Annotated in this window: 25 protein-coding genes; 24 read left to right on the forward strand and 1 reads right to left on the reverse strand. The window is 39.3% G+C overall.

Annotated elements, in window-relative coordinates:
• Positions 1-13 precede the first annotated feature (13 nt).
• From spoIIIAD to CWS20_RS25180, 19 genes are all read left to right on the forward strand, one after another.
• Complete coding sequence (gene spoIIIAD / locus CWS20_RS25090) at positions 14-403, forward strand: stage III sporulation protein AD (protein WP_066201090.1); 390 nt, start codon at positions 14-16, stop codon at positions 401-403.
• A gap of 112 nt (positions 404-515) precedes the next feature.
• Positions 516-1,742 (forward strand): stage III sporulation protein AE, encoded by a 1,227-nt coding sequence (gene spoIIIAE, locus CWS20_RS25095; protein ID WP_066201088.1) that lies wholly within the window; start codon positions 516-518, stop codon positions 1,740-1,742.
• A gap of 14 nt (positions 1,743-1,756) precedes the next feature.
• A complete protein-coding gene (gene spoIIIAF / locus CWS20_RS25100) occupies positions 1,757-2,398 on the forward strand; it encodes a stage III sporulation protein AF (protein WP_066201086.1) in 642 nt (213 codons plus the stop codon).
• Positions 2,391-3,056 carry a stage III sporulation protein AG gene (spoIIIAG, locus tag CWS20_RS25105; protein WP_066201084.1) on the forward strand — a complete coding sequence of 222 codons (666 nt, stop codon included), beginning with the start codon at positions 2,391-2,393 and terminating at the stop codon, positions 3,054-3,056. The genes spoIIIAF and spoIIIAG overlap by 8 nt, the downstream gene beginning before the upstream one ends.
• Positions 3,057-3,590, forward strand: a complete 534-nt coding sequence (locus CWS20_RS25110) for a SpoIIIAH-like family protein (protein ID WP_066201081.1) — start codon at positions 3,057-3,059, stop codon at positions 3,588-3,590.
• A gap of 271 nt (positions 3,591-3,861) precedes the next feature.
• Positions 3,862-4,368 (forward strand): acetyl-CoA carboxylase biotin carboxyl carrier protein, encoded by a 507-nt coding sequence (gene accB, locus CWS20_RS25115; protein WP_066201078.1) that lies wholly within the window; start codon positions 3,862-3,864, stop codon positions 4,366-4,368.
• Positions 4,369-4,385: 17 nt separating this feature from the next.
• Positions 4,386-5,741: an acetyl-CoA carboxylase biotin carboxylase subunit gene (gene accC, locus CWS20_RS25120; protein WP_066201073.1), complete on the forward strand. Its 1,356-nt coding sequence runs from the start codon at positions 4,386-4,388 to the stop codon at positions 5,739-5,741.
• Between the two features lie 17 nt (positions 5,742-5,758).
• Complete coding sequence (locus CWS20_RS25125; protein ID WP_066201068.1) at positions 5,759-6,166, forward strand: Asp23/Gls24 family envelope stress response protein; 408 nt, start codon at positions 5,759-5,761, stop codon at positions 6,164-6,166.
• 237 nt (positions 6,167-6,403) lie between these two features.
• Positions 6,404-6,790, forward strand: coding sequence for a transcription antitermination factor NusB (gene nusB, locus CWS20_RS25130; protein ID WP_066201066.1), 387 nt, complete (start codon positions 6,404-6,406; stop codon positions 6,788-6,790).
• A gap of 429 nt (positions 6,791-7,219) precedes the next feature.
• Complete coding sequence (gene xseA, locus CWS20_RS25135; protein ID WP_066201063.1) at positions 7,220-8,560, forward strand: exodeoxyribonuclease VII large subunit; 1,341 nt, start codon at positions 7,220-7,222, stop codon at positions 8,558-8,560.
• 6 nt (positions 8,561-8,566) lie between these two features.
• Complete coding sequence (locus tag CWS20_RS25140) at positions 8,567-8,800, forward strand: exodeoxyribonuclease VII small subunit (RefSeq protein ID WP_066201060.1); 234 nt, start codon at positions 8,567-8,569, stop codon at positions 8,798-8,800.
• Between the two features lie 4 nt (positions 8,801-8,804).
• Entirely contained in the window at positions 8,805-9,695 is an 891-nt protein-coding gene (locus tag CWS20_RS25145; protein WP_066201057.1) for a polyprenyl synthetase family protein, read from the forward strand.
• Positions 9,696-9,838: 143 nt separating this feature from the next.
• Positions 9,839-11,731 carry a 1-deoxy-D-xylulose-5-phosphate synthase gene (gene dxs / locus CWS20_RS25150; protein WP_066201054.1) on the forward strand — a complete coding sequence of 631 codons (1,893 nt, stop codon included), beginning with the start codon at positions 9,839-9,841 and terminating at the stop codon, positions 11,729-11,731.
• Between the two features lie 3 nt (positions 11,732-11,734).
• The gene (locus CWS20_RS25155) at positions 11,735-12,580 is read left to right on the forward strand and encodes a TlyA family RNA methyltransferase (RefSeq protein ID WP_066201885.1); all 846 of its coding nucleotides are present in this window, start codon (positions 11,735-11,737) and stop codon (positions 12,578-12,580) included.
• A 258-nt stretch (positions 12,581-12,838) separates the two neighbouring features.
• A complete protein-coding gene (gene ahrC / locus CWS20_RS25160; RefSeq protein ID WP_066201051.1) occupies positions 12,839-13,288 on the forward strand; it encodes a transcriptional regulator AhrC/ArgR in 450 nt (149 codons plus the stop codon).
• A 17-nt stretch (positions 13,289-13,305) separates the two neighbouring features.
• Positions 13,306-14,994, forward strand: coding sequence for a DNA repair protein RecN (gene recN / locus CWS20_RS25165; protein ID WP_066201048.1), 1,689 nt, complete (start codon positions 13,306-13,308; stop codon positions 14,992-14,994).
• 112 nt (positions 14,995-15,106) lie between these two features.
• A complete protein-coding gene (gene spoIVB, locus CWS20_RS25170; RefSeq protein WP_066201046.1) occupies positions 15,107-16,393 on the forward strand; it encodes a SpoIVB peptidase in 1,287 nt (428 codons plus the stop codon).
• Positions 16,394-16,657: 264 nt separating this feature from the next.
• On the forward strand, positions 16,658-17,449 hold the full coding sequence (gene spo0A, locus CWS20_RS25175; protein WP_066201043.1) for a sporulation transcription factor Spo0A: 792 nt from the start codon (positions 16,658-16,660) through the stop codon (positions 17,447-17,449).
• Between the two features lie 134 nt (positions 17,450-17,583).
• Positions 17,584-17,781, forward strand: a complete 198-nt coding sequence (locus tag CWS20_RS25180; protein ID WP_066201040.1) for an LIM domain-containing protein — start codon at positions 17,584-17,586, stop codon at positions 17,779-17,781.
• A gap of 100 nt (positions 17,782-17,881) precedes the next feature.
• On the opposite strand, the gene CWS20_RS25185 is transcribed toward CWS20_RS25180, so the two are convergent.
• A complete protein-coding gene (locus tag CWS20_RS25185; protein WP_066201037.1) occupies positions 17,882-18,130 on the reverse strand; it encodes a DUF2627 domain-containing protein in 249 nt (82 codons plus the stop codon).
• Between the two features lie 167 nt (positions 18,131-18,297).
• On the opposite strand from CWS20_RS25185, the gene CWS20_RS25190 reads away from it, so the two are divergent.
• The 5 genes from CWS20_RS25190 (at position 18,298) to lpdA (ending at position 25,208) form a co-directional block, all read left to right on the forward strand.
• Entirely contained in the window at positions 18,298-20,367 is a 2,070-nt protein-coding gene (locus tag CWS20_RS25190) for a sigma-54 interaction domain-containing protein (RefSeq protein WP_066201034.1), read from the forward strand.
• 159 nt (positions 20,368-20,526) lie between these two features.
• Positions 20,527-21,429 (forward strand): phosphate butyryltransferase, encoded by a 903-nt coding sequence (gene yqiS, locus CWS20_RS25195; protein ID WP_066201031.1) that lies wholly within the window; start codon positions 20,527-20,529, stop codon positions 21,427-21,429.
• A gap of 28 nt (positions 21,430-21,457) precedes the next feature.
• Complete coding sequence (bcd, locus tag CWS20_RS25200) at positions 21,458-22,555, forward strand: branched-chain amino acid dehydrogenase (RefSeq protein WP_066201029.1); 1,098 nt, start codon at positions 21,458-21,460, stop codon at positions 22,553-22,555.
• A gap of 110 nt (positions 22,556-22,665) precedes the next feature.
• On the forward strand, positions 22,666-23,775 hold the full coding sequence (gene buk, locus CWS20_RS25205) for a butyrate kinase (protein ID WP_066201026.1): 1,110 nt from the start codon (positions 22,666-22,668) through the stop codon (positions 23,773-23,775).
• Positions 23,776-23,789: 14 nt separating this feature from the next.
• Positions 23,790-25,208, forward strand: coding sequence for a dihydrolipoyl dehydrogenase (gene lpdA, locus CWS20_RS25210; protein ID WP_066201024.1), 1,419 nt, complete (start codon positions 23,790-23,792; stop codon positions 25,206-25,208).
• The last annotated feature ends 31 nt before the right edge of the window (positions 25,209-25,239 follow it).

Genomic DNA, 25,239 nt, shown 5'->3' on the forward strand with positions numbered 1-25,239 from the left:
GGAGGGGTGCGCCATTGATATTCTTAAGATAGTTGGAATCGCACTTATCGCTACCTTCCTTGCATTAGTAGTAAAAGAACAAAAGCCAAATTTTGCCTTTTTACTTGTTGTTTTTGTTGGCTGTACGATTTTTCTATATTTAATCGATCAAATTTATATGATTATCCATATGATTGAGAAGCTGGCCGTGAATGCAAACGTTAATATGGTTTATTTAGAGACTATATTAAAAATTATTGGCATCGCCTATATAGCAGAATTTGCCTCGCAAATAACAAAAGACGCCGGACAGGGTGCCATGGCGGCTAAAATTGAAATGGCCGGAAAGATCTTTATTCTCGCAATGGCGATCCCGATATTAACTGTCTTAATAGAAACCATCATTCAAATGATTCCAAATTAATTAACATGGATTGCTTCCGAGTATAACCTCATGTTGTTGCTTAATTAATCCTAATTATTCCAGTCCGGGTGGCATATTGTCCGCCTACGCATTTCTATAATGAGGTGTAATGATGAAGCATAATATTTTGAAAATATTAACGTTGTATTTACTGTCACTTTTTCTGTTCGTTTCAAATGTACAAGCTGCTGATGAGAAGAATGAACAAGATCCAGACGACCAGCAAGAAAATACGGAAGAGGTATTTAGTCCTCAGGAAGTAGTCGATTCGCAAATAGATACTTTGCACTTAGATGAATTAAAGCAATTCTGGGAGGACATCAGCAATGAATATGGCGGTTTTTTGCCAGAAAGTCAAAAGGGAAGCATTTACGATTTTATTAAGGGAGAGAAGGAGTTCTCATTTAAACAATGGGCTGCAGGCGCTTTAAAATTTGCCTTTCATGAATTCGTCGTTAACGGAAAACTATTAGGCACACTCATTTTACTTACAATATTCAGTATGTTCCTGCAATCGCTGCAAAACTCTTTTGAATCAACAACAGTCAGTAAAGTGGCTTATGCAATCGTCTTTATGGTGCTTGTCATTCTTGCCCTGAATAGCTTCCATGTTGCAATGGAGTACGCCCAGGATACGATTCACAAAATGATTTCCTTCATCATGGCGCTTATACCGCTGCTGTTAGCTTTGATTGCTTCCTCAGGCGGGATAATATCTGCTGCCTTTTTTCATCCGGTCATTTTATTTTTGATGAATACGAGTGGATTACTCATCCAATATGTCGTCTTGCCGCTATTGTTCCTTTCAACATTACTTCATATTGTCAGTACTTTATCTGATCAATATAAGGTTACACAGCTTGGAAATTTGTTAAGAAACTGGAGCATCGGATTACTAGGTTTGTTTTTAACTGTTTTTCTAGCTGTTATATCTGTTCAGGGTGCTTCCACGGCTATTACAGACGGTGTCACTTTAAAAACAGCAAAATTTATCACTGGAAATTTCATACCAGTCATTGGCAGAATGTTCACAGATGCTACGGATACGGTTGTCAGTGCTTCCGTTCTTTTGAAAAATACAGTAGGTATCGCCGGAGTAGCGATACTGATGATTATCGTCGCATTTCCTGCAATCAAAATTTTAATGATTGCGTTTATATATAAATTTGCTGCTGCCGTCCTGCAGCCGTTGGGCGGCGGCCCAATTATCAAATGTCTGGACATCATTAGTAAAAGTGTCATCTATATTTTTGCAGCTTTGGCAATCGTGTCGCTGATGTTTTTCCTTAGTATTACTGTGGTCATCGCAGCGGGCAATTTAACGATGATGGTTAGGTAAGGAGGATTATATGGATGGAATTTTTAAAGGAATGGATTACAAACATCATTTTATTTATATTACTGGCAACAGTTATCGACATGATCCTGCCGAACACAAAATTGCAAAAATATACAAAAATGGTAACGGGGCTATTGTTGATCGCCATCATATTAACACCTATTTTAAGGCTTATATCTAGTGATTTTGAACAGGCCTTCTCATCTGTGCCAAAAATAGAAGCGGTTTCATCAAAAAGTGAGATAGAAAATTCAATAGAAATGCAAAAAAAAGAAATACAAGCCTCCACTGCTGCATATGCTTTAGAAAACGTAGAAAAAGCCATGAAAACAACGGCGAATGAGGAGTTGATGGAAAAGTACGGGTTAGAGATAACAAATATTCAATTTAATGTTGATCATAGCTCTGAGCTTGAGTTCCCTGAAAATCTGCAGAAGCTATACGTACAAGTGCAATCGATTCAAGAAGAGGAGGAAGCTCAGGCAATTGAAGTGGTTCAAAGAGTAGAAGTGAATACAGGTGAACCTTTAAAAAGTGAAACAGCCAAGTCGGTACCAAGTGAAATAACTTCTCTTCTGTCTAGCAATTGGGAAATCGATGAGCAAATTATGGAAGTGTTTTTAGATGAAGGGGGGATGGCGAAGGAAGATGAATAAAGATAAGGGACCGATCACCATGCTTAAGGATTGGCTTACAAAGGACAAACAATCGGACAAAAAACCCGGGAAATTTCAATATTTAGTGATTGTTCTTCTCTTTGGTGCAGCCATTATGCTCATAAGCAATCTTATGTTTAAGGATGATAAACCAAATGACCTCTCTGTTTTTAACTCGGGAGAAAACAACAATGTAGAAGAAAAAGAGGTTTTTGGCCAGGGCGATGCTGTTAAGAATGGGACAATCTCAGACTATGAAAAATCATATGAGGCACAAATTAAAGAGGCTCTGGATGCCATTGTTGGTGTAGAGGATGTAACTGTCGTCGTTAATGTGGACGCCACTGAGAAAAAGGTGCTTGAAAAAAATAAAACAACTCAATCACAGACAACCGATGAAACAGATCGCGAAGGCGGCAAACGAACAGTTGAAGACCAATCAAAGGATGAGCAGCTCGTCATCATTCGCGAAGGGGAAAAAGAGGTTCCGATAGTAGTAGAGACGAAGAAGCCGACAATTAGAGGCGTGCTTATCGTTGCAAAAGGTGCTGAAAATGTACAAGTTAAAGCATGGATTGTTGAAGCGGTATCACGAGTACTAGATGTACCAGCTCATAGAGTATCTGTTATGCCTAAAAAAACTAAGGGGGATTCATAGATGTTATTAAAGAAGCAAACAGTTTGGCTATTAACCATGTTAAGTTTAGTTGTCGTATTATCAGTTTACTATGTCACTTCACCAGATGGAAAATCTGATTTGGCTGCAACAGACCAAGAGGAAACAACAGGCAATGAAGAGGCGGAAAATAAAGATGATGCCATTATCTCGACTGTTTCTGGCGAAGAAGAGTTTGTTCAAGCTAGACTTGAAAAAGAAGTAGAAAGAAGTAAAATGCAAGAAGATTTAACAGATAAGGTTGCAGAAGCAGAAGTAAGTGCGGAAGAAAAAAGTAAAGCGATGGATCAATTAGATCAATTGAAAGACCTGGCAAATAAAGAAGAAATGCTTGAAAGCATGATTAAATCAATGGATTATGAAGATGTGCTAGTACAAGCGGATGGCGAGAGTGTAAAAGTAATTGTAAAAGCTGAAGAAGCTTCAAAAACAGAGGCAAATAAAATCATTAAAGAAGTCATAAATGAGCTTGGACAACAAGCGGCAGTGGCTGTAGAATTTCAAGTGAAAAAGTAAATAGTTGAAGGCAAGCCCGCTATCAGGTTTGCCTTTTTTTTTGCCTTGAGGACAAGAAAAATGATATGATAAATATGATATTTCGAATAATTGTAAAAAGTGTTAAAACAGTTCGCGTGCGATCTGCGACCATACATAACCAGTAAGATTATATTGAATTTTTATTAGGTCTTATCGTATGATTATAGTAGCTAGTCATAAAAACTTACCGATACTAACTAGCCTCACCTCCATTGGTGAATAGGTGGAAAAGAAGAACAGGGGTGTAATTATGTTGAAAGTACAAGAAATTCGCGAATTAATTAAACTTGTCGATCAGTCAAATATCGAAGAATTTATTTTCGAGCATGAAGGATCGAAAGTAGAAATGAAGAAGAAGGCGGGAGCTGTTGCGCCAGTTGCAGTCACTCCGGTTGTTCAACCAGCTGTGCAGGAGGTCTTACAAACGCCTCAACCAGTACAAACAGCAGCCGTTCAAACTGAAGTGAAGCCTGAACCAGCTGTGGCAGAGGCAGAAAAGCAAATTGACACTTCCGATTTGCATCAAGTTGTTTCTCCAATGGTAGGTACATTCTATCAATCGTCTTCTCCAGATGCGGATGCATATGTGAAACAAGGATCTAAAATAACGAAGGATTCTGTACTGTGCATTGTTGAGGCAATGAAGCTATTTAATGAAATCGAAGCAGAAGTTGATGGAGAAATCGTAGAAATCTTAGTTAAAGACGGACAATTAGTCGAATACGGGCAACCATTATTTTTAGTTAAGCCTGAATAAGGAGGGCTTTTTCAATTATGATAAAGAAAGTATTAATTGCAAATAGAGGAGAAATTGCTGTACGGATTATTCGCGCTTGCCGTGAAATGGGGATTGAATCTGTTGCAGTCTATTCCGAGGGCGATAAAGAAGCTTTGCATGTGCAGCTTGCAGATGAAGCATATTGTATCGGTCCGGTATCATCAAAAGATAGTTATTTGAATTTCACTAATATTATTAGTGTGGCAAAGCTGACAGATTGCGATGCTATTCATCCTGGATATGGCTTTTTGGCCGAGAATGCAGACTTTGCAGATCTTTGCAGAGAATGCCATATTACTTTTATCGGTCCGACACCGGAAGCGATTACAAAAATGGGGACAAAGGATATTGCTCGTGAAACGATGAAAGAAGCGGGGGTACCAATTGTACCTGGGTCAAACGGAATTATTAAGGATGTTGACGATGCGCTTGAACTAGTGAAAAAAATCGACTATCCTGTTATTATTAAAGCTACTGCTGGTGGCGGAGGCAAAGGCATTCGCGTCGCACGTAATGAAGAGGAGCTTGTAAAAGGAATTAACATTACACAGCAGGAAGCACTAACTGCATTTGGTAATGCTGGTGTATATCTTGAAAAGTTTGTAGAAGATTTCCGCCATGTGGAAATTCAAATACTGGCGGATACCTTTGGTAATACCATTCACCTCGGTGAAAGGGATTGTACCATTCAGAGAAGGCTCCAGAAGCTTCTTGAAGAAACACCATCACCAGCACTTGATGGCGAAACAAGAGAAGAAATGGGTAATGCAGCTGTAAAAGCAGCAAAAGCAGTTGATTATACTGGTGCAGGCACGATAGAATTTATTTATGATTATCATAACCGCAAATTTTATTTCATGGAAATGAATACTCGTATTCAAGTGGAGCATCCTGTTACAGAGATGGTAACAGGCGTGGACTTAATTAAGGAACAGATTAAAGTTGCATCTGGTGAGCGATTAGGCTTTACTCAAGAAGATGTCACATATTCCGGCTGGGCGATGGAATGCCGCATCAATGCTGAGAACCCGGCGAAGAACTTTATGCCATCCGCTGGGAAAATCACAATGTATCTTCCTCCAGGAGGTTTAGGTGTTCGCGTTGACTCAGCGGCTTACCCTGGTTATTCGATTCCTCCTTATTATGATTCCATGATTGCGAAAGTCATTACGTATGGAGATACACGTGAAGAAACGATTGCACGAATGAAAAGAGCATTAAGTGAATTTGTCATTGAAGGAATAAATACAACGATTCCGTTCCATTTGAAGCTTCTTGAAAACGAGAAGTTTGTAGAAGGGCAGTTTAACACAAAATTCCTGGAATTAAATGACGTTATGAAATCTGAATAAGAATGGGAGGTTTCAAAATGAGCGATCAAAACATTCTTGAAATGAACCAGGAGGAAACTGGTTTAGGTAAGGTGGAAATTGCTCCTGAAGTCATTGAAGTTATTGCTGGAATTGCTGCATCAGAGGTTGAAGGAGTTGCGCAAATGCGCGGTAACTTTGCTACTGGTGTAGTCGAAAAGCTAGGCAAGAAAAATCATGGCAAAGGCGTTAAAGTAGAACTTTCAGAGGAAGGCATTAAAGTGGATGTGTACTGCCTGATGAAGTTTGGTGTATCCATACCTGCTGTAGCCCAAAGCATTCAAGATAATATTCGCCAAGCTTTATTGAATATGACAGCATTGGAGACGAAGGAAATTAACATCCATGTTGTCGGTGTCTTATTTGAAAATCAAAAAAATGAACCCGACTATGAACAAGAAATGTAAGCACGAACACACAAAAGGCCAAAGACATCACCGTCTTTGGCCTTTTTATGATTCATATCATTAATGGATTTTCAATTATTTAAAGCGCTCTCGAAATGGGAAAAAATATGACTATACAGTGCGAATCATCTTGAGTTATGCTATTATCTTCTTATGTGTTTTTTAATTAACTTATATGATTAATCAATGATCTGTTATATAATTGAGATTTTCTCGAAAAAGGAGTCAATATAAAAGATGAAAAGAAGAACAGCAAGAGAAAAAGCTTTACAAGCTCTATTCCAAATTGATTTAAGTCAAACTGAAGTAAATGCCGCCATTGAGCATGTTTTGGAAGATTTGCCGAACGATCAATATTTAACAAAGCTAGTAAATGGAGTGGTTCAAGAAAAAGAAAGCATTGATCCGCTTATAAAAAAACATCTGGAAAAGTGGACAATTGAAAGATTGGCTGCAGTGGACAGAAACTTATTGCGTATCGCGATTTATGAATTGAAATATTGTACAGAGGAAGTGCCGGCAAATGTCGTCATTGATGAAGCCATTGAAATAGCAAAATTATATGGTGATGATCACTCTCCAAAATTTATTAATGCTGTATTATCAAAAGTCAAACAACAATAATAATCGAACATAGATCAGACCGATGAGAATCACTGTATAAATAAACAATGATTGTTTACTGTCCAGTATTCTTTTCGGTTATATACATATGAAGAAGTGCCTTATCCATATTTAGCATGACGTTATATACCTTTGTACGTGACGGCAAAGCCATCTAAATGGGCAGTAAGACCCGCAACCTCAAAGCTTAAAAGTAATCGAAGAAGCTTAGGTGGAGGGTAACTGTCCGTTAAAGCCCGATGATCAAAAAGCAGACTAAATCCGCCGCGTCCTGTAGTAACATTTTGAGTGACCCCGCACCCTATATGTCCTACCTAACCACAGTGGAGGATGAAGGAAAAACCACACTGATTCAAGTTTCACTCTATCATGGAGAGGTAGTTTTTATATAAGAGTAACGTCTATGACGGTGGCAAAGAAGGAGTAAAGATGGAAGAAAAGCGCTATTTAACTGTGAATGCACTAACTAAATACATAAAGCGAAAATTTGATGTCGATCCTCATCTCCAACAAGTCATGGTAAAAGGGGAAATATCCAACTTTAAACAGCATTCGAGTGGCCATATGTACTTTACCTTGAAGGATGAGAAATCACGAATTTTGGCAGTGATGTTTTCACGATACAACGCTGCAATGAAGTTCATTCCTGAAAATGGAATGAAGGTATTAATTTCAGGGGATTTATCTGTATACGAGTCGAGTGGACAATATCAGATCTATGTAAAAGAAATGAAGCCTGATGGCGTAGGCGACCTTTACTTAGCTTATGAACAGTTAAAGGCGAAGCTTGAAAAAGAAGGCGTCTTTTCACCCAAATATAAAAAGCCAATACCGAAATTTCCAAAAACCATTGGATTAGTTACATCACCAACAGGGGCCGCTATAAGAGATATGATTACAACGATTAAGCGGCGATATCCTATCGCGAATATTCTAATTTTCCCTGCGCTCGTTCAGGGAAACGGTGCCGCCCCATCCATCGTAAGTAAAATACAGCAGGCGAATGCACTCAATGAAGTCGATGTACTTATAGTCGGCCGTGGCGGCGGTTCGATTGAAGAGCTTTGGGCGTTTAATGAAGAGGCTGTTGCAAGGGCGATATTCTCCTCTAATATTCCGCTAATATCAGCTGTTGGTCATGAAACAGATTTTACAATCGCTGATTTTGCAGCTGATTTGCGTGCTCCTACTCCGACTGGTGCAGCAGAGATGGCTGTTCCGCACATTGATGACTTAAGTGAAAGAATCTTTAACCGCCAATCACGGCTTATTCGGTCGATGAGGGAAAGAATGATATTTCAAAAAGAAAGGCTTTCTAGGATTGAGAGATCATATGCTTTTCGTTATCCTCACAAGCTTTATGAACAAAAGCTTGAACAGGTGGATAAAATGAAGGAACAGTTAATAAAAGGTGCAAACAGGCTCGTCAAGCTGAAGCTGGATGAAGCGGAAGAAAGGCGAAAACGACTGATAAGAAACCATCCTGCGGCCGTTCTTTTAGATGCAAAGAATCAGCATGCAAAGGTGGAAAAGGAACTGAAAAAAACAATAGCCATCATCGCAGACGGAAAGCAAAAGGATTTTGCACATATCGTCTCTAAGCTTGAAGCCTTAAGTCCTTTAAAAATTATGGATCGCGGCTATAGCCTTGTATATTCAGCAGAGAACGAAATGATTAAAACAGTTAAGCAAGTGAAGAAGGATGACGAGATAAAAATAAATGTTACTGATGGTACAGTTTACTGTCGGGTAACGGATATTAAGGGGTGAGCTCATATGCCTAAAGAACAGAAAATGACATTTGAAGAAGCGATGGAACAGCTGGAACAAATTGTTGATAGGTTAGAAGAAGGCGATGTTCCACTGGAGGAAGCCATTAATATTTATAAGCAAGGAATGGAACTTTCCAAGCTCTGTCACGATAAACTGAAAAATGTAGAGGAACAACTGACACAAATCATAACAGAAGATAATGAAAAGGAATCATTTCATGTCAATGAGGAGGAATAACATCATGCAAGAATCATTACAGTCATTCACCGACAGCCATAAGACATTGCTGGAAGATAAAATGCGTGAGTATGTTAATCAGTTAGAGGCGCCTTCGATTATAAAAGAATCGATGCTCTATTCATTAGAGGCGGGTGGAAAAAGAATACGCCCTCTTTTGCTTTTTGCAACTCTTGCTGCATTTAATCAGGACACAAAGATAGGGTTAAATACCGCAGCGGCACTTGAAATGGTTCATACGTATTCTTTAATCCATGATGATCTCCCGAGCATGGATGATGATGATTTAAGAAGAGGAAAACCTACAAATCATAAAGTTTTCGGAGAAGCCTATGCAGTTCTTGCAGGTGATGCACTGTTAACTTATAGCTTTCAGTTAATTGCCGAGACATCAGCAGAAGATGCAACCGCTGACGCAAAGCTTGCCATCATAAAAGAGTTTTCCAAAGCGGCAGGTGCTGAAGGAATGGTTGGCGGACAAGTGGCTGATATTGATGGAGAGGAAAAACAGCTGTCATTGCCGGAATTAGAATATATTCATGTACATAAGACTGGCAAGCTGCTTGCTTTTGGAGTCATTGCTGGGGCAATATTATCAGGAGCGGATGAAGAAAAAATTCATTTGTTAACAGAATTTGCCATGCATCTCGGTTTAGCCTTCCAAATTAGGGATGATATTTTGGACTTGGAAGGGTCAGTGGAAATGATTGGCAAGCCTGTAGGCAGCGATGAGGTAAATCATAAAAGCACATATCCATCATTGCTAACAATGGATGGCGCTAAGAAGGCTTTAGTTGAACATACGACATTAGCTAAAGCAAAGCTGGCAGAAACAGGATTAAATACGTTTTTCTTGGAAGAAATCACTGACATGTTAGCTGTAAGGAATCATTGATAAATTATAACATTTGCTCTTCTTTACACTTTTAAGGTAATCTAGATATAATCACCTAAAAGTCTGAGGAACTTTTGTTATAAAAAGTAGTAAAAGAGTAACCGCATCGGATGAATAAGAAACGAAAGTGAGTGGTCCTCCAAATGGATCTATTATCAATTAAAGACCCTAGCTTTCTGAAGCAGCTTTCTAATGAACAGCTTGAAGAGCTTGCTGGGGAGATTAGAAATTTTCTAATCGAAAACCTATCTGCTACAGGTGGACATATCGGTCCAAACCTTGGGGTGGTTGAGCTGACAATCGCATTGCATAAATCCTTCGATAGCCCGAAGGATAAGATTTTATGGGATGTCGGGCATCAGTCGTATGTTCATAAAATCTTAACTGGACGAGCAGATCAGTTTGATACGTTAAGACAATATAAAGGTCTTTGCGGGTTTCCAAAAATGATTGAAAGTCCGCATGACGTGTGGGAAACCGGTCATAGCTCGACTTCTCTATCAGCGGCAATGGGAATGGCCATTGCAAGAGATTTAAAGAAAGAAAACAGCCATGTCATTCCGGTCATTGGAGACGGAGCTTTAACGGGCGGAATGGCTTTGGAAGCGCTAAACCATATCGGCCATGAGCAAAAAAATATGATTGTCGTACTCAATGATAATGAAATGTCAATTGCTCCGAATGTCGGCGCACTTCATAACGTTCTAGGAAGATTGCGTACAGCTGGAAAATACCAATGGGTAAAAGATGAATTAGAAGCCTTCTTAAAGAAAATCCCAGCGGTAGGCGGGAAAATCGCATCAACTGCAGAACGTTTAAAGGACAGCTTGAAGTATCTTTTTGTATCTGGAATGTTTTTTGAAGAACTTGGTTTTACTTATTTAGGACCGATTGACGGTCATAATTATGACGAGTTATTTGAGAACATTAATTATGCGAAAAAGATAGAAGGTCCGGTTCTTTTACATGTCATCACTAAAAAGGGGAAAGGCTTTGCCCCTGCTGAGAGCGATACAGTGGGAACATGGCATGGTACTGGGCCGTATAAAACAGAAACAGGAGACTTTTTAAAGCCGGTCAATACTGCCCCGGCATGGAGTAAATTGGTGAGTGAAACGGTTCGTGAGCTTGCTCGCGAGGATGAAAGAATTGTTGCGATCACTCCTGCTATGCCTGTTGGTTCAAAACTGGAAGGCTTTGCAAGTGAATTTCCTGACAGAATGTTTGATGTTGGAATAGCTGAACAGCATGCTGCCACTGTAGCTGCTGGATTGGCAACACAAAACATGAAACCATTTTTAGCCATTTATTCGACATTCCTGCAAAGAGCATATGATCAAGTTGTCCATGATATTGCCAGGCAGAACTTGAATGTATTTATTGGTATTGATCGTGCAGGATTAGTTGGAGCGGATGGTGAAACACATCAAGGTGTATTTGATATTGCCTTTTTAAGACATTTGCCGAATATGGTTGTGATGATGCCTAAGGATGAAAATGAAGGTCGTCATATGGTTTATACGGCTGTTAAATATGAAGATGGACCGATTGCAATGAGGTTTCCTCGAGGAAATGGTTTAGGTGTACCGATGGATGAAACGATGAAAGCTATACCGATTGGTACTTGGGAAGTGCTAAAGGAAGGAAGAGATGGGGCAATTCTCACCTTCGGAACAACCATCCCAATGGCAATGGAAGCGGCGGTGCAGCTTGAGAAAAAAGGCTATTCAATCAAAGTGGTAAATGCGAGATTCATTAAGCCGCTTGATGAATCAATGCTTTCAGAATTGCTGCGGATTAATATTCCTATTTTAACGATTGAAGAAGCTGTCCTGCAGGGTGGATTCGGAAGCGCAGTGCTGGAATTTGCACATGACAAAGGCTACAGCCATGCAAAAATCGATAGAATGGGCATACCGGATGAATTCATTGAGCATGGCAGTGTAAATGAATTATTGAAAGAAATCAACATGACTACTGAAGATGTGGTAAATAGAATGACGATTCTCACCGGGAAAAAACAAAAAAGGGCATAGATGATGAAGATAAAAAAAGAGCGGGTCGATGTATTGCTCGTAGAAAAAGGTTTAGCAGAAACAAGAGAAAAAGCGAAAAGAGCGGTGATGGCCGGCCTTGTTTTCAGCAATGAAATGAGGCTAGATAAACCAGGCGAAAAGGTGAGTGTGGATATTCCTTTAACGGTAAAAGGAAAAATGATGCCTTATGTTAGCAGAGGTGGACTAAAGCTTGAGAAAGCCCTGAAGAACTTTGATCTTAACGTAAAGGACAAAGTTCTCCTCGACATCGGTGCATCCACAGGCGGTTTTACCGACTGCGCCTTGCAAAATGGTGCAAAGATGTCTTATGCCTTAGACGTAGGCTACAATCAGCTGGCGTGGAAATTAAGGCAGGATGAACGAGTTGTTGTTATGGAACGGACCAATTTTCGCTACGTTACACGTGCGGACCTGGTTGGGGAACTTCCGAATATAGCATCTATTGATGTATCATTTATTTCCCTTGAGCTTATTCTTCCTGTCTTAAAAACCTTGCTTGTTGGAAACAGTGATGTCATTGCTCTTATTAAGCCGCAATTTGAAGCGGGAAGAGAGCAGGTTGGCAAGAAAGGGATTGTGCGCGATTCCAAAGTTCATATACAAGTCATTAACAAAATCCTTTCTTTTTCAATTGCGCAAGGTTTTGAAGTGAAGGATCTTTCCTTCTCGCCAATTACTGGGGGAGATGGAAATATTGAGTTTCTTGCCCATTTATATTGGTCCGGAAGCCCTGATCAAGGGAAGCTTAGCCTAAATAAAACAATTGAACAAGTGGTGCAGGAGGCTCATACTGAATTAAAAGCCAATCGTACCAATGAAGGGGAATGAGCGTCTATGCTTATTCCTTTTTTTTACTTGGTGATTGAATAAGTTTAATTCTGGAGTGAAAGTTAATAGCATGGACTGAAGCACATATCGTTTTGTGAAAATCGGCAAAAGAGGGATGAAGATTGTAAAAATTTCTCGTTTTTACAAGAATAAATTGTACAATAATGCAAAAATCAGCTAACATATGGATAGAGAACAATTGGATAGCGATGCGTCATAACTATGCGCTTTTGCTTTTAAATATGAGGTGAGAGAGTAATGAATAAAGGTCAACGCCATATAAAAATTCGTGACTTAATTACGAATAATGACATTGAAACGCAGGATGAATTAGTAGAAGAATTAAGAAATGCTGGATTTAATGTTACACAAGCAACGGTTTCTCGCGATATTAAAGAGCTGCATCTCGTCAAGGTGCCGCTGCTTGATGGCCGCTACAAATATAGCCTGCCAGCCGATCAGCGATTTAACCCGTTGCAAAAATTAAAGCGAAACTTAATGGATGCTTTTGTAAGACTGGACCCAGCGGGACATTTACTTGTGATGAAAGTGCTTCCCGGCAATGCAATGGCGATCGGTGTCCTCATGGACAATCTTGATTGGGATGAAATATTAGGCACAATTTGCGGAGATGATACTTGCCTTATTATTTGTAGAACACCTGAGGCAGCTGAAGTAATTTCAGAACGATTTTTAGAAATGCTATAAGCCGGGGTGAAGTTTAAGTGCTAAATGAAATATCAATAAGAAACTTTGCAATCATTGAAGCCCTTTCCATACCATTTGAGAAGGGCTTAACAGTGTTATCAGGAGAAACGGGGGCAGGCAAATCAATCATTATTGATGCTGTGCATCTCCTTGTAGGTGGACGAGGCTCAGCTGAATTTGTCAGGCACGGAGAAGATAAAGCTGAAATAGAAGGGTTATTTCTATTAGATGATTTGAACCACCCATGCTATAAGAAGGCCGAAGAATTCGGCATTGAGATTGAAGATGGAATGGTTGTTTTAAGAAGAGACATTTCTAAGAATGGGAAAAGTGTGTGCAGAATTAACGGTAAGCTAGTGACCATTTCTACATTGCGTGAAGTAGGAAGTACACTTGTCGATATTCATGGCCAGCACGAGCATCAAGAGCTTATGGATGAAAGCAGGCATTTGCCGCTTCTTGATCAATTTGGTGGTCAGAAAATAGCGAAAAGCCACAATGAGTACGAAAATATTTTTCGATCGTATGACCAAACGATGAAAAAAATAAATAATCTAACTGAAAATGAACAGCAGATGGCACACCGTCTTGATTTAATTCAATTTCAGCTTGAAGAAATAAGAAATGCCGATTTGAAATTAAATGAGGATGAAGAATTAATTGAAGAGAAGCAAAAGCTTTCGAATTTTGAAAGGATCTTTGAAGCGCTGCAAATTAGTTTTAATGCACTTCAAGGTGAGCAAAAAGGGATGGATTGGGTTGGTCTGGCCATGAGCCAGATGCAAACAGCCTCGGAGTTGGACTCAAATTTTCAGGAGCTGTCTGAATCTGTTTCGAACAGTTTTTATCAGTTGGAAGACAGTATGAGAACATTGCGGAATGAATTGGATCTAATGGAGTATAATCCAGGAAGATTGAATGAAATAGAAGAACGTTTGAACGAAATCAATGGTTTAAAGAGGAAGTATGGGCAATCAATCGAAGCAACCTTGGAGTATGCTTCTAAAATAGAAGAGGAAATAGAAACGATTTTAAATAAAGAAACCCATATAGAACAACTGCAGAAAACAGCTGCCTCCTTAAGGGAAGATTTATTAGTGGAAGGCGAAGAACTGAGCAGGCTGCGACAAAAAACGGCGGTAAATTTAACTAAATTAATTCATAAAGAATTAAAAGAGTTATATATGGAAAAGACTGTATTTAAAGTGAATTTCACAATGGACAAAGAAACTTTTTCAAAAAATGGCTTAGATATAGTTGAGTTCTATTTGTCGACCAATCCTGGTGAGCCGTTAAAGCCGCTTTCAAAAATCGCTTCAGGTGGAGAGTTGTCAAGAATTATGCTTGCATTAAAAAGTATTTTCTCAAAGCACCAAGGCGTCACCTCTATCATATTTGATGAGGTAGACACGGGCGTAAGCGGCCGTGTAGCACAAGCAATAGCCGAAAAAATTCATCAGGTGGCAAAGGATTCCCAAGTTCTTTGTATTTCCCATCTTCCGCAAGTTGCAGCAATGGCAGATTCACATTTATTTATTTCCAAGAATACGAAGGCTGGAAGAACGAAAACAACGGTAAAATCCTTGGGTGACGAAGAGAAGATTAAAGAGATAGGCCGAATGATATCTGGAGTTGAAATCACTGATCTGACTAGAGAACATGCGAAAGAACTCCTTCTTATGGCCAAACAAGTGAAAATACCTTGAAAAGCTATCCAAAGAAGGATAGCTTTTTTTATTGAGAAGAAGGTTATAAATGCACCTATTGCAGGCAAAATTATATATGTAGCCATGAACAAGAAGCGAGGAGAGTGAAAAGATGAAAAAAGACACAATACGTAAAATAATTGGTGGAATTCTCCTTGTTTCATTGATTGTAATTGGATTCTCAAAACCTTTTCAGGAGTATATCAATATTCCTCAACATATGACTGTTTTTGAAGGGCAGGAGCATGAGTTTGCAAAGGCAGAGCCCGTTGTCGCCACATTAAGTTCGAACGGAGCTGAATTGGCGATTAAACAAGATAAGAATACAATCTCATTATTAGCTAAAGAAAATGGAAATAGTGAAATGTTTTTAGAGCTTGCCGGCTTTCCAATTAAAAAAGTCGATGTAAATGTAATAAAGGATTTTAAAGTGATACCAGGCGGTCAATCTATAGGTGTAAAATTGAATACTGTTGGCGTATTGGTGGTTGGTCACCACCAAATAAACACGGTGGATGGCAAAGCTTCACCAGGAGATATAGCTGGAATTAAAGTGGGCGATATCATAACGGAAATTAACGGAACTAAAATTGAAAAGATGGCAGATGTCGCACCTTTTGTGCAAGAGGCTGGCGATAATGGAAAGCCATTAAAGATTTCACTAACGCGAGAAGATGGAAAATTTGAAACGGAATTAATGCCTTTAAAGGACAAAGGCGAGTCGACTTATAAGTTAGGCTTGTATATTCGTGACTCAGCAGCGGGAATCGGGACGATGACATTTTATCATCCTCCAACAAAAAAATATGGCGCATTAGGCCATGTTATTTCTGATATGGATACAAAGCGGCCAATTGTCGTCGATGATGGCCAAATCCTCAGATCTACCGTAACCTCTATTGAAAAAGGAAGCAACGGGAATCCTGGCGAAAAGCTAGCTAGATTCTCTAATGATAAAGAAATCATTGGTAATATCGTTAGAAATAGTCCATTTGGGATATTTGGCGAATTAAATAAGAGCATTAAAAATGGACTTTATGATAAACCGATGCCAATTGCTCTTTCGCATCAGGTAAAAGAAGGTCCAGCTCAAATTTTAACAGTGGTTGAAGACGATGAAGTTCAATTATTCGATATTGAAATTGTAAGTACGATACCGCAAAAGTTTCCTGCCACAAAAGGAATGGTTATAAAAGTGGTGGATTCTAAGCTGCTTGAGAAAACCGGAGGGATTGTACAAGGCATGAGCGGCAGTCCAATCATTCAGGACGGCAAAGTGATTGGTGCGGTAACACATGTATTTGTCAATGACCCTACAAGCGGATACGGCGTTCATATAGAGTGGATGTTAAATGAGGCGGGTATAGATATTTATGAATCAGAAGAAAAAGCATCATAAATGGAAAAAGCGGGGGATATCCCGCTTTTTTTTTCTTGTTTGTGGTAATATATAATCATAAAGATTTTTCGACAAAACTTATTTAAATAATCGAACATAGTCGAATAAGGGAGAAAACAAAAGGAAATTAAAGAATTAATCTGATTTTTTTAGAAATATAAAAAATACAAGAGGATTTTTAATACCTTTGTCGAATTTGTCACTTAGAAAATAGAGATAGCAGTAAATATAGAGACCAACTATGGATTGAGGAGGAAAGAATTAGTGAAAAAAATAAAAGTGTGCGTAGTGGATGACAATCGAGAACTCGTTGCTTTATTAGAGGAATACATTTCTTCGCAAGAGGATATGGAAGTTGTAGGGGTGGCACATAACGGTCAAGACTGCTTAAATATCATCGAAGAGGTTGAAACAGATGTTTTAGTTTTAGATATTATTATGCCGCACTTGGATGGTCTAGCTGTGCTTGAAAAAATGAGGAATTTCGAGAAGAAGCCTCTGCCAAGCGTAATTATGCTAACGGCTTTCGGTCAAGAAGATGTAACGAAGAAAGCCGTTGATTTAGGCGCGTCTTATTTTATTTTAAAACCGTTTGATATGGATAATTTAGCTAGCCATATTCGTCAAGTTAGCGGCAAATCAAGTCCGATCATGCGCAAGCCTTCTGCAAACAATTACCGCTCGCAAGTAGAAGCAAAACCTAAAAACCTGGATGCAAGCATTACAAGCATTATCCATGAAATCGGCGTTCCGGCACATATTAAAGGTTATTTGTATTTAAGAGAAGCCATCTCAATGGTTTATAATGATATTGAACTACTCGGCTCGATTACAAAGGTGCTATACCCGGATATTGCAAAAAAGTACAATACTACAGCAAGTCGAGTTGAAAGGGCGATTCGTCATGCGATTGAAGTAGCATGGAGCAGAGGGAATATTGATTCCATTTCATCCTTGTTTGGATATACGGTAAGCATGACAAAAGCGAAGCCAACGAACTCTGAATTCATTGCCATGGTTGCAGATAAGCTGCGTCTAGAGCATAAAGCTTCTTGAAAGAGCTAGGCGGTAAAATTACCGAATACAATTAAAATGATCGTTAAATTATCCAAAAATCGTCAGCAGAAAAAGGCTGGCGATTTTTTTGTAGAGACGGCATATAGATGGCATATTGGATTGGAGGACATTATATGAAAAAAAAACAACGGTTTACATGGCAATATGGGCCTTCATTGCAAATTGTTGCGGAAATGAAAAGAACATTGATGTCTACTGCTTCCCGTTCACATAATAATGAGTACTATTGCTTCGTCTGCAAGCTGCCGTTGAATAATCAGCCATGCATGATTAAAAATGATCAAATCTATTGTGCAAGCTGCAGTCTTTAAAAGTGTAGATTTTTGCGGATAGAACAGCCAGGATAAATACTTGGCAGTTTATTTATTTCATATATAAAAAAGTACCCCGGCATCTAGCGGGGTACAATAATTATTTCTTTCCTTCCACTTGCTTAAACTTGTCCTGAACTTTGTTTCTCTTTCGATCACGGTGCAGGATGAAGCCTGCAATAAATCCAATCCCGATTAAAACAAATAATAATCCGCATATAAATTGCAGCCATAGAAAAGGAAATGGGCTTTGCAAAATGCCAAAAACCATATCTCTCATTAATTTAATCCCATAAACCGCTAGAATGCCGGGAATGACTAAGATGGATAACGCGATTATTCTAATCATAATAATCCTTTCGTTTATATAAAAGTAATGATTTTATATCCTCTATTATATATGAAAACGGATAAAACAGTGAAGATATTTGTCAACTGGCTTTATTTCCGGTTTAATAAAGGTATGAAATAAATTGCAGTGGGCAATTGAAAGAAAATTCAGGGTAGGGTGAAAATATGCATAACGTATTAATTGTTGGAGCTGGAAAGGGCGGCACCGCAATTTATAAATTGCTTAAAGAAACGGAAATGCTTCGAGTGAAAGCAATCATTGATATAAATGAAAGTGCTGAAGGCCTGCACCTAGCTCGGCAGGAAGGTGTGAAAACAGGTACAGACTGGAAAAGTTCATTAAATGAAGAGATAGACATCATTATTGAAGTAACAGGTAATGAACAAGTTTGTAATGAAATTCGTTCCCAGCTGAATGAGCGCATTGTTTTTATCCCAGGCAGCGTTGCTTACTTAATGGCAATCATGCTAGAGCAAAAAGAAGAGTTAATATCAAAACTTAAAACACAAACGTATAAATTTGATCTTATTTTTAACTCAACGGATGATGGCATGATCGTTATTAACCCTGAGGAAGAAATAATATTATTCAATAAAAGTGCTGAAGCGATGACAGGTGTTTTAAAAGGCGATGCAATTGGCAGGAGAATCGGGGATGTTATTACCGGTAGCCTTCTTCCGCGGGTGCTGGAAACAAGACGCATCGAAGTAAATCAGGAATTTGTTTTTGAAAGCGGCTTGAAAATCATTACAACGAGAATCCCAGTACTTGGGGAGAATAATAAAATTATTGGTGCAGTATCGATATTCAAAGATATTACTGAGGTAGTAAATTTAGCTGAAGAGATTACCGACTTAAAGGAATTAAAAACAATGCTTCAGGCGGTGATTCATTCAAGCGATGAGGCTATATCTGTTGTGGACGAACATGGTAGAGGGATCATAATCAATCCCGCCTATTCCCGCATAACAGGATTATCTGAAGCTGAAGTGATTGGAATGCCGGCTACAGCAGATATTTCAGAAGGCGAAAGTGTGCATATGAAGGTGCTTAAAACGAGAAGAGCAGTAAGAGGCGTTCCTATGCGGGTAGGACCAAAGAAAAAAGAGGTAATTGTGAATGTAGCACCTGTCATTGTTGATGGGAAGCTTAAAGGAAGTGTAGGTGTTCTCCACGACGTCACAGACCTCCAAAATATGAGCAGAGAGCTAAATCGGGCAAGACAGATTATTAGAAACTTGGAAGCGAAATATTCATTCCAAGACATAATCGGGCAATCAGAAGAAATGACGATTGCAATTGAACAAGCAAAGCTAGGAGCAAAAACGCCGGCAACCGTTTTATTAAGAGGTGAGTCAGGCACGGGCAAGGAGCTATTTGCACATGCCATTCATAATGCTAGTGATCGAAAATATAACAAATTTATCCGGGTGAATTGTGCTGCTTTATCGGAATCATTGTTGGAAAGCGAATTATTCGGGTATGAAGAAGGAGCATTTTCAGGAGCGAAGCGCGGCGGAAAAAGAGGGTTGTTTGAAGAAGCAAACAAAGGCAGCATTTTTTTGGATGAAATTGGCGAGTTAACTGCGAACACTCAGGCAAAACTATTAAGGGTGCTGCAGGAGGGGGAAATTACACGAGTAGGCGGAACAAAGCCGCTGCAAATCAGTGTAAGAATTATTGCAGCAACAAACGTCAACTTAGAAAAAGCCATTGCAAATGGGACATTCCGTGAAGACTTATATTACAGGCTGAATAGAATGCCGATTCATATACCTCCATTACGAAGAAGGAAGGAAGATATCCCTCTGCTGGCTGATCGTCTCATCGAAAAGATAAACCAAGAGTACGGTCGCAATGTGGAAGGGATAAGCGAGGAAGGTTTAAGGATTTTGATGCAGTATGACTGGCCTGGAAATGTCCGTGAACTCGATAATATTATTGGTAGAGCAATGATTTTTATGGGTTATCAGACAGAAATTGATAAAGAGCATCTCCCTTCATTAGTAAATGAAGAAGGACAAGCTGCCGTTCAAGAATCCTTCAATAGCGTCAATTCAAGTGATGAGCCTTTAGCAGCTCAATTGGAGAGGTATGAGGAGAAAATTATTAAAGAGACGCTGATGAGAGTAAATGGAAATAAAACAAAAGCTGCAAAACAACTCGGTTTATCTGTAAGAAATTTATATTATAAGCTCGATAAATACAAAATTGAAAATGATAGCATGCAATAATTTTCACATATTGAAATAAATTGCACACCCCGTTCAGAGGAATAAAGCGTTTTCATCAATTTTAAAGTTGGCACACTACTTGCATATATAAATAGTGGGTGTAGCAAAATTAAAATATACGATTTTGCACAGCACTTTTTAGTAAAGGGGTTGAGACAGATGAAATTGGATTCGCTTATACAGAAAGCAACCCAATACGAAGGAAACACAGTAGCGGTCGCTGCAGCTGAAGACGAAGAAGTATTAGAAGCTGTTGCTGAAGCAGTGAAAAGAAAGATGGCGAGCTTCCTTTTATTTGGAGATAAAGAAAACATTCTTCAAATATTAGATGCGCACCATGCAGATGTCGCAAATAGCGATAAGCTAACTATTATACATGCAGAATCACCTGCACTTGCTGCTGAACTGGCAGTTAAATCAGTGAAGGAAAAGAAAGCCAGCGTGTTAATGAAAGGCAATATTCCAACTGCGGTTATTTTAAAAGCTGTATTGAACAAAGAATACGGTTTGCGCACAGGAAATGTTTTATCTCACGTAGCTGTCTTTGAAGTTCCCGGATTTGACAGATATACCATTGTTACAGATGCAGCAATGAATATTGAGCCGGATTTAAACCAAAAAGCTCAAATTACAAAAAATGCTGTAGGTATTGCTAGGAGCATTGGTGTAGCTATGCCTAAAGTAGCGGCAATCGCGGCAGTTGAAGTAGTTAACCCAGCGATGCAGGCTACACTTGATGCTGCTGCACTTACCCAAATGAATCAGCGCGGCCAAATTAAAGGCTGTATTGTCGATGGACCATTGGCACTTGATAATGCTGTATCTGCACTTGCTGCAGAACATAAGGGCATTAAAAGTGAGGTAGCAGGACAAGCTGACATTTTATTAGTACCGACAATCGAAGTTGGGAATACTCTTTATAAATCTTTAATCTATTTTGCTAAAGCGAAAGTAGGAGCAGTTATTGCTGGAGCTAAAGCGCCAATCGTATTAACATCCAGAGCAGATTCAGCTGAAAGTAAATTATATTCACTTGCACTGGCAATATGCTCTGCTAAATAATTTTTTAAACTCAGGGAGGAATCACAACATGGAAATTTTCAAATACCTAGAAAAATATGACTATGAACAAGTAGTACTTTGCCAAGATAAAGAATCAGGATTAAAAGCAATCATCGCGATTCACGATACAACTTTAGGGCCTGCACTAGGCGGAACTCGCATGTGGACTTATGCAACTGAAGAAGCTGCAATTGAAGATGCTCTACGTCTTGCGAAAGGTATGACTTACAAAAATGCTGCAGCTGGCCTAAACCTTGGCGGCGGTAAAACTGTAATCATCGGCGACCCACGCAAAGATAAAAACGAAGAAATGTTCCGTGCATTCGGCCGTTATATTCAAGGATTAAACGGACGTTACATCACTGCTGAAGATGTAGGAACAACTGTTGCTGACATGGATTTAATCCACGAAGAAACTGATTATGTAACTGGTATCTCTCCAGCATTCGGTTCTTCAGGTAACCCATCTCCAGTAACTGCTTACGGCGTTTATGTTGGTATGAAAGCAGCAGCTAAAGCAGCATTCGGTACAGATTCACTTGAAGGTAAAGTTGTTGCAGTTCAAGGTGTAGGTAACGTTGCATACCACCTTTGCAAACATTTACACGAAGAAGGCGCGCAATTAATCGTTACAGATATCAACAAAGAAGCAGTTCAACGTGCGGTTGAAGACTTCGGTGCAAAAGCGGTTGATCCAGATGAAATTTATGGTGTTGAGTGTGACATCTATGCTCCATGTGCCCTTGGTGCAACAGTAAATGACGACACAATTCCACAATTAAAAGCAAAAGTAATTGCTGGTTCTGCTAATAACCAATTAAAAGAAGAGCGTCACGGCGATCAAATCCATGAAATGGGTATCGTTTATGCTCCAGACTATGTAATCAACGCTGGTGGCGTTATCAACGTTGCTGACGAATTATACGGTTACAACGCAGAGCGCGCAATGAAAAAAGTTGAAGGTCTATACGAAACAATCGATCGTATTATGGAAATCTCTAAAAACGAAGGTATTCCAACATACATCGCAGCTGACCGTATGGCTGAAGAAAGAATTGCAAAAATGAGACAATCTCGTAGCCAATTCCTTCAAAATGGCCATCATATTTTAAGCCGCCGCAAGTAAGGCGAGCTTAACAAAGTAGCAAGCGCCGATTATTCGGCGCCTGCTATCCATTATTATTTAAACAAACAGGCTAATGATTATTGCAATCATTTTAAAATGGAGGTTTCGTCGTGCAAGAACAAATTAATCGAATTCTCGTCATCAATCCTGGTTCTACTTCAACGAAAATCGGCGTTTTCGATAATGATAGCTCCGTTTTTGAGAAAACGTTGAGACATGATACTGACGTTATTAATAAATTTGAAAATATTATCGACCAATATGAATTCCGTAAAAATGCTATTTTAGAAACTTTGGATGCAGAAGGCATCAATATTTCTAAATTAAATGCAGTTTGTGGACGCGGTGGACTTCTACGTCCAATCGAAGGCGGCACATACGGAGTAAACGAAGAAATGCTTGAAGATCTTAAAATCGGTTTTGCCGGACAGCATGCTTCAAATCTTGGTGGAATTATAGCATATGAAATTGCTACAGGTTTAAACATTCCTTCCTTTATTGTAGATCCGGTTGTAGTTGATGAATTGGCCCCGATTGCCCGCATCTCTGGCTTCCCGCAAATTGAAAGAACTAGCATCTTCCATGCGTTAAATCAAAAAGCAGTGGCACGTAGAGTCGCAAAAGATTTAGGTAAGAAGTATGAAGATCTTAATCTAATCGTTACTCATATGGGTGGCGGTGTTTCAATTGGCGCACATGAAAAAGGCAAAGTCATCGATGTAAACAATGCATTGCATGGTGAAGGCCCATTCAGCCCTGAGCGTGCAGGTACAGTTCCAGCTGGTGAGTTAATTTCACTATGCTATTCTGGTGACTACTATCGCGAAGAAGTAATGAAAATGCTTGTTGGCGGCGGCGGCCTAGTTGGATACCTTGGTACGAACGATGCGGTTAAAGTTGAACAAATGGTTGCTGATGGTGATGAAAAAGCAACTTTAGTCTATAACGCTATGGCTTACCAAATTGCCAAAGAAATTGGATCTGCTAGCGCAGTATTAAAAGGCAAAGTAGATGCAATCATTTTGACAGGTGGTTTAGCATACGGTAAAGATTTCGTTAATGATATTTCTAGCTATATTAACTGGATTGCCGATGTCATCGTACAACCTGGTGAAAATGAGCTTCAAGCACTAGCTGAAGGCGCATTGCGTGTACTTCGTGGAGAAGAAGCTGAAAAAGTTTATTCAGGCAAGGAAAAAAAAACAGCAACAGTTAATTGATAGGAGGAAATCACGTGGCACAAGAATATGATTTGGTCATTCTTGGCGGAGGTACTGGCGGTTACGTAGCTGCTATTCGTGCTTCTCAAGCAGGATTGAAAACAGCATTAGTTGAAAAAGGTAATCTTGGTGGGACATGCCTTCATAAAGGTTGTATCCCAAGTAAAGCACTTTTAAGAAGCGCAGAAGTATATGCTACTGCCAAGAAAAGTGAAGAATTCGGAGTTATCACTAGCGACGTTTCAGTAAACTTTGCTAAAGTTCAAGAAAGAAAAGGTAAAATCGTTGACCAGCTTCATAAAGGTGTTCAACATCTAATGAAACAAGGTAAAATCGATGTATACGAAGGAATGGGCCGTATTCTAGGACCATCAATCTTCTCTCCGACTGCTGGCACAATTTCTGTTGAAATGAACAATGGTGAAGAGAATGAAATGTTAGTTCCTAAAAACGTTATTGTTGCAACTGGTTCACGTCCAAGAACTTTACCTGGTTTAGAGATCGGCGGAAATGTAATGACTTCTGATGAAGCATTGTCAATGGAAGAAATCCCTAAATCAATCATTATCGTAGGCGGCGGTGTAATCGGTATCGAGTGGGCTTCTATGCTTGCTGATTTTGGCGCAGAAGTAACAGTACTTGAATTTGCTGATCGCATCATTCCTACTGAAGATAAGGATATTTCAAAAGAAATGCAGCGCCTAATGAAAAAACGCGGCGTAAACATTGTTACCAAGGCAAAGGTGCTTCCTGAAACACTTAAACAAGATGGCGGCGTAACGATTTCTGCAGAAGTGAAAGGCGAGCAAAAAGAATTCAAAGCTGAAAAACTTCTTGTATCTGTAGGCCGTCAAGCAAACACTGAAGGAATTGGCCTTGAAAACACTGATATTCAAGTGGAAAAAGGACATATCGTCGTAAACGAGCACCTACAAACAAAGGAAACTCATATCTATGCAATTGGCGATGTAATCGGCGGACTTCAACTAGCTCATGTTGCTTCTCATGAAGGAATTCATGCAGTTGAGCATATTGCTAACCAAAACCCATCTCCAATCGATTATGATCTTGTTTCTAAATGCATCTACTCTGCTCCAGAAGCAGCTAGCGTTGGTTTAACTGAAGACCAAGCAAAAGAGCAAGGACATAAAGTGAAGATTGGTAAATTCTCATTCCGTGCAATTGGTAAAGCATTAGTATTCGGTGAATCTGATGGTTTTGTTAAAATTGTTGCCGATGAGGAAACGGATGACATTCTTGGTGTTCACATGATTGGACCACACGTAACAGATATGATTTCTGAGGCAGGTCTTGCAAAAGTGCTTGACGCTACCCCTTGGGAAGTGGCGCACACTATTCACCCTCACCCGACATTGTCAGAAGCTATTGGCGAAGCTGCTCTAGCAGTTGACGGCAATGCAATTCACGGGTAATTAGCCAAGCGTTGATCGAATGCTCTAAGTA

This window comes from Cytobacillus horneckiae, from assembly GCF_002835735.1.
Classification (GTDB): Bacteria; Bacillota; Bacilli; order Bacillales; family Cytobacillaceae; genus Cytobacillus; species Cytobacillus horneckiae.

Bases quoted from the DNA above. Each gene is read 5' to 3' on its own strand.
- spoIIIAF (WP_066201086.1), top strand. From the start codon at position 1,757: ATGGAATTTTTAAAGGAATGGATTACAAACATCATTTTATTTATATTA.
- xseA (WP_066201063.1), top strand. From the start codon at position 7,220: ATGGAAGAAAAGCGCTATTTAACTGTGAATGCACTAACTAAATACATA.
- accC (WP_066201073.1), top strand. From the start codon at position 4,386: ATGATAAAGAAAGTATTAATTGCAAATAGAGGAGAAATTGCTGTACGG.
- CWS20_RS25180 (WP_066201040.1), top strand. From the start codon at position 17,584: ATGAAAAAAAAACAACGGTTTACATGGCAATATGGGCCTTCATTGCAA.
- ahrC (WP_066201051.1), top strand. From the start codon at position 12,839: ATGAATAAAGGTCAACGCCATATAAAAATTCGTGACTTAATTACGAAT.
- dxs (WP_066201054.1), top strand. From the start codon at position 9,839: ATGGATCTATTATCAATTAAAGACCCTAGCTTTCTGAAGCAGCTTTCT.
- spoIIIAE (WP_066201088.1), top strand. From the start codon at position 516: ATGAAGCATAATATTTTGAAAATATTAACGTTGTATTTACTGTCACTT.
- CWS20_RS25190 (WP_066201034.1), top strand. From the start codon at position 18,298: ATGCATAACGTATTAATTGTTGGAGCTGGAAAGGGCGGCACCGCAATT.
- CWS20_RS25145 (WP_066201057.1), top strand. From the start codon at position 8,805: ATGCAAGAATCATTACAGTCATTCACCGACAGCCATAAGACATTGCTG.
- bcd (WP_066201029.1), top strand. From the start codon at position 21,458: ATGGAAATTTTCAAATACCTAGAAAAATATGACTATGAACAAGTAGTA.
- accB (WP_066201078.1), top strand. From the start codon at position 3,862: ATGTTGAAAGTACAAGAAATTCGCGAATTAATTAAACTTGTCGATCAG.
- yqiS (WP_066201031.1), top strand. From the start codon at position 20,527: ATGAAATTGGATTCGCTTATACAGAAAGCAACCCAATACGAAGGAAAC.
- spoIIIAG (WP_066201084.1), top strand. From the start codon at position 2,391: ATGAATAAAGATAAGGGACCGATCACCATGCTTAAGGATTGGCTTACA.
- CWS20_RS25185 (WP_066201037.1), bottom strand. From the start codon at position 18,130: ATGATTAGAATAATCGCGTTATCCATCTTAGTCATTCCCGGCATTCTA.
- CWS20_RS25155 (WP_066201885.1), top strand. From the start codon at position 11,735: ATGAAGATAAAAAAAGAGCGGGTCGATGTATTGCTCGTAGAAAAAGGT.
- CWS20_RS25110 (WP_066201081.1), top strand. From the start codon at position 3,057: ATGTTATTAAAGAAGCAAACAGTTTGGCTATTAACCATGTTAAGTTTA.
- nusB (WP_066201066.1), top strand. From the start codon at position 6,404: ATGAAAAGAAGAACAGCAAGAGAAAAAGCTTTACAAGCTCTATTCCAA.
- CWS20_RS25140 (WP_066201060.1), top strand. From the start codon at position 8,567: ATGCCTAAAGAACAGAAAATGACATTTGAAGAAGCGATGGAACAGCTG.
- spoIVB (WP_066201046.1), top strand. From the start codon at position 15,107: ATGAAAAAAGACACAATACGTAAAATAATTGGTGGAATTCTCCTTGTT.
- CWS20_RS25125 (WP_066201068.1), top strand. From the start codon at position 5,759: ATGAGCGATCAAAACATTCTTGAAATGAACCAGGAGGAAACTGGTTTA.